The organism is uncultured Succinatimonas sp., from assembly GCF_905203285.1.
GTDB lineage: Bacteria > Pseudomonadota > Gammaproteobacteria > Enterobacterales > Succinivibrionaceae > Succinatimonas.
In genome coordinates, this window is record NZ_CAJKVK010000099.1 from 1 (window position 1) to 7,134 (window position 7,134).

The window sequence follows — 7,134 nt, forward strand, 5'->3', positions numbered from 1 at the left end:
ATCTGCTCATTAAAGAAATAGGGTGATAAATTGTCGTTAAAGGCGGATTTAGGCAGCGGGATAGAAATAAATCGTCAAATCCTACGATGGATACGTCATCGGGTACACTGATGCCGTGATTATGCAACTCCGCCATAAGACCGATAGCAATGGTATCGTTGTAGCAGGCGATAGCCGTATATTTAAGATTTCTTGATAATAAAATTTTTGCAGCTTCCGCGCCGCCCTCGAGGAAAGGCTCCACTTCGATGATATAACGATCGTCAACTTCAAGGCCGGCTTCCGTCATGGCTTCTCTATAGCCGCCTTCACGTTCGACGCGGTCAAGAATTTTGTGCGTTGATCCTATATAAACGATTTGTTTATGTCCGTTATGTATAAGTTCATTAACAGCAAGTTTTTCTCCGTAACGGTTATCGACATTTACACAGCGGTTTTCAAAGCCTTCAAGGGTACGATTGACCAAAACGAGACTTGGCACTAACTCCATATAACTTTTCAGTTCTTCGTCAGGCAGTGTTAAAAAGTGTCCTACAATGCCGCGGCAGTGGTGAGACAATAATTTTTCAATTGCCTTTCTTTCGCGGTTTTGATCGTGAAAAACCTGACAGATTAGAAGTGAATTGCCTTTTTCGTATGCGGCATTTTCACATTCTTTGGCCATGATCCCAAAGTAAGGATCGGAAACGTCGGAAACCACAAGACCTATAACATCGGCATCCTGTTTGGCTAAGGCTTTGGCGTTGGCGTTTAGATAAAATCCGAGTTCGCGCCTTGCCAAAAGTACAGCCTCTCGTGCCGATTCACTGACTTTAGGCGAGCCGTTTAAAACACGTGACACCGTGGCCACGGAAACATTAGCTCTTTTTGCGACATCTCGAATGGTAGCCATTCTTTTCCCTTAATAGTTTTAATAAATTAATTTTTATTTTAATCTTATCGTGAAAACGTTTCCACACTAAGTTTTAATTATTGTGATATTTCAATTTATTACATTTAGTATCAAGAAAAAGACACAAATATTTAATAGAAATTAAATTACAAAGTCATGAATCGTATTGTTAATTTGTGTTAGTGGTTTTTAAATTAAAAAATAAGATTTAAAGCACGTTTTTTGTCCTTTCACGATTGCAAGTTGAAGCAAATTGAAGCCTTTTTTAATCATTAAAAACAAGAAATGAGATCTGTGCCGTAAATTTCTAAAAAGTCCGGTTTTATAGTTGTATTGGGTTTATCGGGGGTTATAATGTAAACGTTTACATCGGCATATCTGCCGTATTTTGGAGAAAATAAATGACTACTATTCTTGTTACCGGTGGCGCAGGTTATATCGGCAGCCATACTGTTATCGAATTGGTTAAAGCAGGATATGATCCTATTATTTTCGATAACTTCAGCAATTCAAAACCTGCAGTACTTGCTCGTATCAATAAAATTTGCGGTCGCCACGTCCCGTTTATCGCCGGTGACATCCGCGTAAGAGAACAGCTTGAAGCGGTGTTTAAAGAGAACAAAATTGACGGAGTCATTCATTTTGCCGGCTTGAAAGCCGTAGGCGAGTCCGTTAAGAAGCCGCTTGAGTACTATGACAATAACGTTAACGGTTCACGCATTTTGTTAGGCGTAATGCGCGATTTTAATTGCCATAACTTTATTTTCTCTTCATCCGCTACGGTTTACGGCGAGCCTGACAGCGTTCCTTTGACCGAAAATTCACCGGTAAAGCGCGCAAATTGCCCTTACGGCCAGACTAAAGTCGACATTGAATATATGTCAGAAGAATTGCAAAAGGCCGTTCCTGAGTTTTCCATTACTTTACTGCGTTACTTCAATCCGGTAGGCGCTCATGAGTCAGGTCTTATCGGTGAAGATCCGCGCGGCATTCCTAACAATCTTATGCCGTACCTTACTCAGGTCGCAGTAGGTAAGCTTCCTTGCCTTAATATTTTCGGCAACGATTATCCGACCAAAGACGGTACCTGCATCCGCGATTACATTCACGTTGTTGATTTGGCTAAAGGTCACGTTGCTGCCATTAAGCATTGCCTTAACAAGAGCGGAGTCCATATTTACAACTTGGGTACCGGTATCGGCTACAGCGTTCTTGATATGGTTAAAGCATTCTCTAAAGCTATCGGTCGTGAACTTCCTTATAAGTTTGCTCCAAGACGCGCAGGCGACGTGGTTCAGTGCTATGCAGATCCTTCCCGCGCTAAGGAAGAGCTCGGTTGGACTGCCGAACTTACTTTAGATGATATGACTCGCGATTCTTACAATTGGCAAAAGAACAACCCTAACGGTTACGATGATTAAGAGGTATTTTTATGAGCCAGTTTGATGCAACTTCACATCCGCACCGTCGTTACAACGCTTTGACCGGTGAGTGGATTTTGGTTTCTCCGCATCGTGCAAAGCGTCCGTGGAACGGCCAGGTAGAAAAAGCAGCCGATGATAAGAAGCCCTCTTATGATCCTAACTGCTATCTTTGCCCGCGCAATACCCGCGTTTCAGGCGATGTAAACCCTGACTATGAGCGCAATTTCGTTTTTACCAATGACTTTGCCGCTTTAACTCCGGATACCCCGCTTGACGGACCTGCAGGTGATGACATTTTCAAATTGGAGCCGGCTCGCGGAACAGCTCGCGTTATCTGCTTTTCAGCTGACCACTCCAAGACTTTGCCTGTCATGGAAGTAAATGAGATCCGCTCCGTCGTTGATTTGTGGGCTTCACAGCTTACAGAGCTTTCCGAGACCTATAAGTGGGTACAGCTTTTTGAAAACAAAGGCGCCATAATGGGTTGCTCCAATCCGCATCCGCACGGACAGATTTGGGCTTGCTCCTTCCTTCCTGAGGAGATCACCAAGGAATTAAAACAGCAGAAAGCTTACTTTGAAAAACATAAGTCAAAGCTTTTGCTTGACTACGTAAAAGCCGAGCTTGAGAAGAAAGAACGCATTGTTTGCGAGACTGAATTCTTTGTCGCTTTGGTTCCGTATTGGGCATTCTGGCCGTTTGAGACCATGATTCTGCCTAAGTTCCCGGTAGCTTCAATCAATCAGTTAAAAGATAACGAGCGTGATGATTTGGCTCTTATTATCAAGAAACTGACTACCCGCTATGACAATCTGTTTGAGTGCTCTTTCCCGTACTCAATGGGTTGGCACAATGCTCCTGCTGACGGCGAAGAACATCCTGAGTGGCAGATGCATGCCCATTACTATCCGCCTCTTTTGCGTTCTGCTACAGTCAAGAAGTTCGTTGCAGGTTTTGAGCTTTTATCTGAAAAACAGCGCGATCTTACCGCAGAACAGGCCGCAGCCCGTTTACAGGCATTAAGCGAAGTCCATTACACTAAACGTTAATTGATAAAGGTTAATTATGAACGACGTAAAAACTAAAGCAATCGAGGCTTTTAAAGCTCATTTCAACGCTGAGCCTACTATGCTTTCATATGCTCCGGGCCGCGTTAATATCATCGGTGAGCACACTGATTATAATGACGGTTTTGTTATGCCGTGCGCAATTAAGTTCGGTACTGCAATTGCCGCCCGTAAAAACGGCACTGACAAGATGCGCGTTTTTGCAGCTGACGTAAACGGTGACACTGATGAGTTCACCGTTACCGTAGATATGGATAAGCATCCTGATAAGCTTTGGAGTAATTATCTGCGCGGCGTTACCATGCTGATTGCCAAGAAAGGTTATAAGTTTGAAGGTCTTGATTTGGCAATTTGCGGAAATGTCCCGTTAGGTGCAGGCTTATCTTCTTCTGCTTCTTTGGAAGTATCTTTTGGCAACCTTATTTCCTGTGCTTTCGGTCTTAATATCGACTTACAGGACATTGCTTTAATCGGTCAGGCTGCTGAAGCTTTCATCGGCTGCAAGTGCGGTATTATGGATCAGACCATTTCCGCATGCGGCAAGAAAGACTGCGCATTGCTTATTGACTGCCGCTCTCTTGAAAAGACTCAGGTTCATATTCCTGAGGAATTGGAAATTCTTATTGTAAATTCCAATGTAAAACATCAGCTTGTCGGCGGTGAATACAACGAGCGCCGCGAACAGTGTGAAAACGCCGCTAAAGTTTTAGGCGTTAAGGCACTGCGTGATGCCACTATGGATATGTTAAACGCCAAGAAAGCCGAGCTTGATGATGTAACTTATCGCAGAGCCCGTCATGTCATCACCGAAGACGATCGTACTTTGGCAGCTGTCGATGCCTTTACTAAGGGCGACTTGAAGCGTCTTGCCGAGCTTATGTACGCATCACATTGTTCAATGCGTGATGATTTTGAAATTACCATTCCGGAGATTGACGGCTTGGTTGAAATCATTCGCGAGGCCATAGGCGAAAATGCTGCCGTTCGTATGACCGGCGGCGGATTCGGCGGCAGCGTTGTTGCAGTATTAAAACCTGAAAAGGTTGAAGCTGTTAAAGCTGCAATCGATGCCAAGTATGAAGCTATTTCAGGACGTAAAGCCACCATCATTGAGACCCATGCTTTTGACGGTGCTACTTTCATCGCTCTGTAATTTTAGCTATTAGTTAAAAGAAGCTTCCTTATGCTAAGACGTAAGGAGGCTTTTTTATTTTTTTAATACCAGTAATCAATGAGGTTGAAAATCATTTCTTTTAAAAAGTGATAATGTCAAAAAATTAACTGTTTAAGCGCTTTTTGCTACAATTTACTTAACTTAGGAGTAGTTTGATGGCAGAAAAACGCGAGACAAACAGTATTGATGCCGTACAGGCACTAATTGATACTATTGAAGATATTTCAAAGATCAAAGTAAAGCTTGAAAAAGATCCGGATTTTGATTTTAAGGCAATGAAGCAAAAGGAAGCCGCTCTTGCCGCTTATGAGATAGAGCAAAGCAGAAAAGCCGATCTTAAAAGCCTTATAAATAAGATCCATAAATCCGGTCGTATTGACGCTAGATATACTTTTGACACGATAATAAAAGATCAGCTTAATTCAAAAGCTGTGGGAACTGCTCAGGGTTTCTGTTACGCAATAGATGACGCCACCATGCCGATGCTTCTTATCATTCAGGGAGCGGAGGGGTCCGGTAAATCGGTGCTTGCCACAGCGATAGCAAACGAACGCTTAAAATCTTCTCCTGAAAGTGTAGAGCTCATTTATTTTGATGAGCTAAAAAAAAGCCGTTTGTTTAATCAAAGCGAAGATCGTGAAGAACGCATAGAAAGAAATGATCGCTGGGAGCGTTTTTGTACGGTTAAGCTTTTGATTTTGGACGGACTGTGTCAAAACCATGAAGGCTTGCAGCTTTTTGACCAAAAAATCGTAGCGGAACTTTTGCGTACCCGCCATGATAACGGTTTGTCTATGGTTATAACTACCGTAGTTCCGTTCGAGAGTCTGCATAACAGCATAGGAACCCATTGTTTTGAATCAATGAAAGATTATTCTGTTATAGCCGAGTCTTTATTAGGCGGAAGCCGCCGCAATCCGATTCGTTTTAACGGTAGGGCTTTAGCGTGAGTGTTCTTGCTTTTGATTTTGGAATTAACAGTATTGGCGTTGCGGTAGGCAATGAATTTACAATGTCCGCAACTCCTCTTGAAGCCGTAAAAGCGCGAGACGGAATTCCCAATGCCGATCAGATAAACGCTTTATTTAAAGAATGGCAGCCGTCCTACATTGTAGTAGGCTATCCGATCAACATGGACGGAACCAATGAAGAGCTCACCTTTAAAGCAAAGAAATTCGGAAATAGGCTTGCAAATAATTTTAAATTAAAAGTTTATTTTAAAGATGAGCGCTTAACCACGGCAGATGCCAAAGAACGCATTTTCTCGCAGTACGGCTATAAAGGCCTTGCAAGTAAAGGCAAGATAGACTGCGTGTCTGCAGCATTAATTTTAGAGGCCTTTTTTGAAGAAAAGGCCGTGAACGGTTAAAGCTTTTTTAAAGCTGCGGTAAGTTTACCGATCTCATGGCGAAGCAGCTCAATTTCAGCGCGTAAAGCGCAAATCTCATTTTTTAACTCATCAGTTTCGTTTGTTGATGATTCTGATTTATCATCATTTACTTTTGATGCAGGATTGCCGGTATTGTTTAAAATATAACTAACAGCTTGTTTTACAGCGTCTTTATCTAAGGTTTTCCACAGCTTAACGGCTTCTATGATAAGAGGAAGCGATACCGGTTTGTTTAAATGTGATTTTAAAGTGGCAACACCGGGAGTTATTCCTTTTGCTGTAAGCCTGGCGGCAATTTCCAGTAATTCATTAATAGTATTTTGAGTGGAATTTTGTGTCATTCTCGATCCTTTTTAGTATGATCGTCTCAATTTCAATTTGAACAAAGAAAAGATATGCACGATATTAATAAAATCTCAGCAATTTTAGATGAAATAGAACAAGAGTTACAAGTCTTGGAACATTGGGGCGGGGAAAAGAACAGACCCCACGAAAAAGCTTTTTTAAGTACCGCTCCTTTTTGTATCGATACTATGGATTTTCACCAATGGCTTGAGTATGTATTGGTTGCGAAAATGCGTCAACTGATAAAAGAGGGTAAGCCACTGCCTAAAAAAATGCTCCTTCATCCTGCCGCTCAAGAGTATTGGCGGGGAAATTGGGCAAAATACCGCAGATTAATCGGGGTATTAAGAAAGCTTGATGAATGTTTTAAGTAGTTAAGTATGTTTATATTAGTCGTTTACCTTATCTATCGCTGTACAAGTATTTTTTTGATTAAATTTTAATAATGAGCTAAAATACCTCGAACAATTTGAGACGTATCTATTAAAAGCACTTGTAATGCGAGCGTAGTTCAATGGTAGAACAGGAGCTTCCCAAGCTTCTGACGCGGGTTCGATTCCCGTCGCTCGCTCCATTTTATATGTACATTTCTCCTGCTTTGAGAATTATCGTTAAAATTGTTCTTACATAAGTAATTAATATAATCTTTCCATTGTTTTATGTGGATTAAAGACTAAAGATCTTTAATTAGTATTAAAAGATAAGCGTATGCAAGATTTTTTGTATTTTTTACCTAAAATATTTCGCCCCCAAACTAAGTTACGCTTATCTGCAAAAGATATAGTAATTAATCATGTAAAAAGTAAGATTCTATCAAGAGAGTTATTACCAGGCGACAAATT

At 41.5% G+C, this 7,134-nt stretch carries 8 protein-coding genes and 1 tRNA gene; 7 read left to right on the forward strand and 2 right to left on the reverse strand.

The features are described 5' to 3' along the window. A partial coding sequence (locus QZ019_RS08655) for a substrate-binding domain-containing protein (RefSeq protein ID WP_295484272.1) occupies positions 1-892 on the reverse strand: 892 nt, incomplete at its 3' end. 401 nt (positions 893-1,293) lie between these two features. On the opposite strand from QZ019_RS08655, the gene galE reads away from it, so the two are divergent. From galE to ruvX, 5 genes are all read left to right on the forward strand, one after another. Next, complete coding sequence (galE, locus tag QZ019_RS08660; protein ID WP_294564679.1) at positions 1,294-2,313, forward strand: UDP-glucose 4-epimerase GalE; 1,020 nt, start codon at positions 1,294-1,296, stop codon at positions 2,311-2,313. Positions 2,314-2,324: 11 nt separating this feature from the next. After that, the gene (locus tag QZ019_RS08665; protein WP_294564682.1) at positions 2,325-3,365 is read left to right on the forward strand and encodes a UDP-glucose--hexose-1-phosphate uridylyltransferase; all 1,041 of its coding nucleotides are present in this window, start codon (positions 2,325-2,327) and stop codon (positions 3,363-3,365) included. 16 nt (positions 3,366-3,381) lie between these two features. After that, a complete protein-coding gene (gene galK / locus QZ019_RS08670) occupies positions 3,382-4,536 on the forward strand; it encodes a galactokinase (RefSeq protein ID WP_294564684.1) in 1,155 nt (384 codons plus the stop codon). Between the two features lie 176 nt (positions 4,537-4,712). After that, the gene (locus tag QZ019_RS08675) at positions 4,713-5,507 is read left to right on the forward strand and encodes an ATP-binding protein (RefSeq protein WP_294564687.1); all 795 of its coding nucleotides are present in this window, start codon (positions 4,713-4,715) and stop codon (positions 5,505-5,507) included. Beyond that, positions 5,504-5,926 (forward strand): Holliday junction resolvase RuvX, encoded by a 423-nt coding sequence (gene ruvX, locus QZ019_RS08680; RefSeq protein ID WP_294564690.1) that lies wholly within the window; start codon positions 5,504-5,506, stop codon positions 5,924-5,926. Before QZ019_RS08675 ends, ruvX begins: the two co-directional genes overlap by 4 nt. Here the strand turns inward: ruvX and QZ019_RS08685 are convergent. Continuing rightward, the gene (locus QZ019_RS08685) at positions 5,923-6,288 is read right to left on the reverse strand and encodes a hypothetical protein (RefSeq protein WP_295484278.1); all 366 of its coding nucleotides are present in this window, start codon (positions 6,286-6,288) and stop codon (positions 5,923-5,925) included. The genes ruvX and QZ019_RS08685 overlap by 4 nt on opposite strands. Positions 6,289-6,342: 54 nt before the next feature. On the opposite strand from QZ019_RS08685, the gene QZ019_RS08690 reads away from it, so the two are divergent. Together QZ019_RS08690 and QZ019_RS08695 are read left to right on the forward strand one after the other, a co-directional pair. Next, complete coding sequence (locus tag QZ019_RS08690; protein WP_295484281.1) at positions 6,343-6,666, forward strand: YqcC family protein; 324 nt, start codon at positions 6,343-6,345, stop codon at positions 6,664-6,666. Between the two features lie 126 nt (positions 6,667-6,792). Continuing rightward, a tRNA-Gly gene (locus QZ019_RS08695) sits at positions 6,793-6,866 on the forward strand. Positions 6,867-7,134 lie beyond the last annotated feature (268 nt).

Bases quoted from the DNA above. Each gene is read 5' to 3' on its own strand.
- QZ019_RS08690 (WP_295484281.1), top strand. From the start codon at position 6,343: ATGCACGATATTAATAAAATCTCAGCAATTTTAGATGAAATAGAACAA.
- QZ019_RS08665 (WP_294564682.1), top strand. From the start codon at position 2,325: ATGAGCCAGTTTGATGCAACTTCACATCCGCACCGTCGTTACAACGCT.
- QZ019_RS08675 (WP_294564687.1), top strand. From the start codon at position 4,713: ATGGCAGAAAAACGCGAGACAAACAGTATTGATGCCGTACAGGCACTA.
- galK (WP_294564684.1), top strand. From the start codon at position 3,382: ATGAACGACGTAAAAACTAAAGCAATCGAGGCTTTTAAAGCTCATTTC.
- galE (WP_294564679.1), top strand. From the start codon at position 1,294: ATGACTACTATTCTTGTTACCGGTGGCGCAGGTTATATCGGCAGCCAT.
- QZ019_RS08685 (WP_295484278.1), bottom strand. From the start codon at position 6,288: ATGACACAAAATTCCACTCAAAATACTATTAATGAATTACTGGAAATT.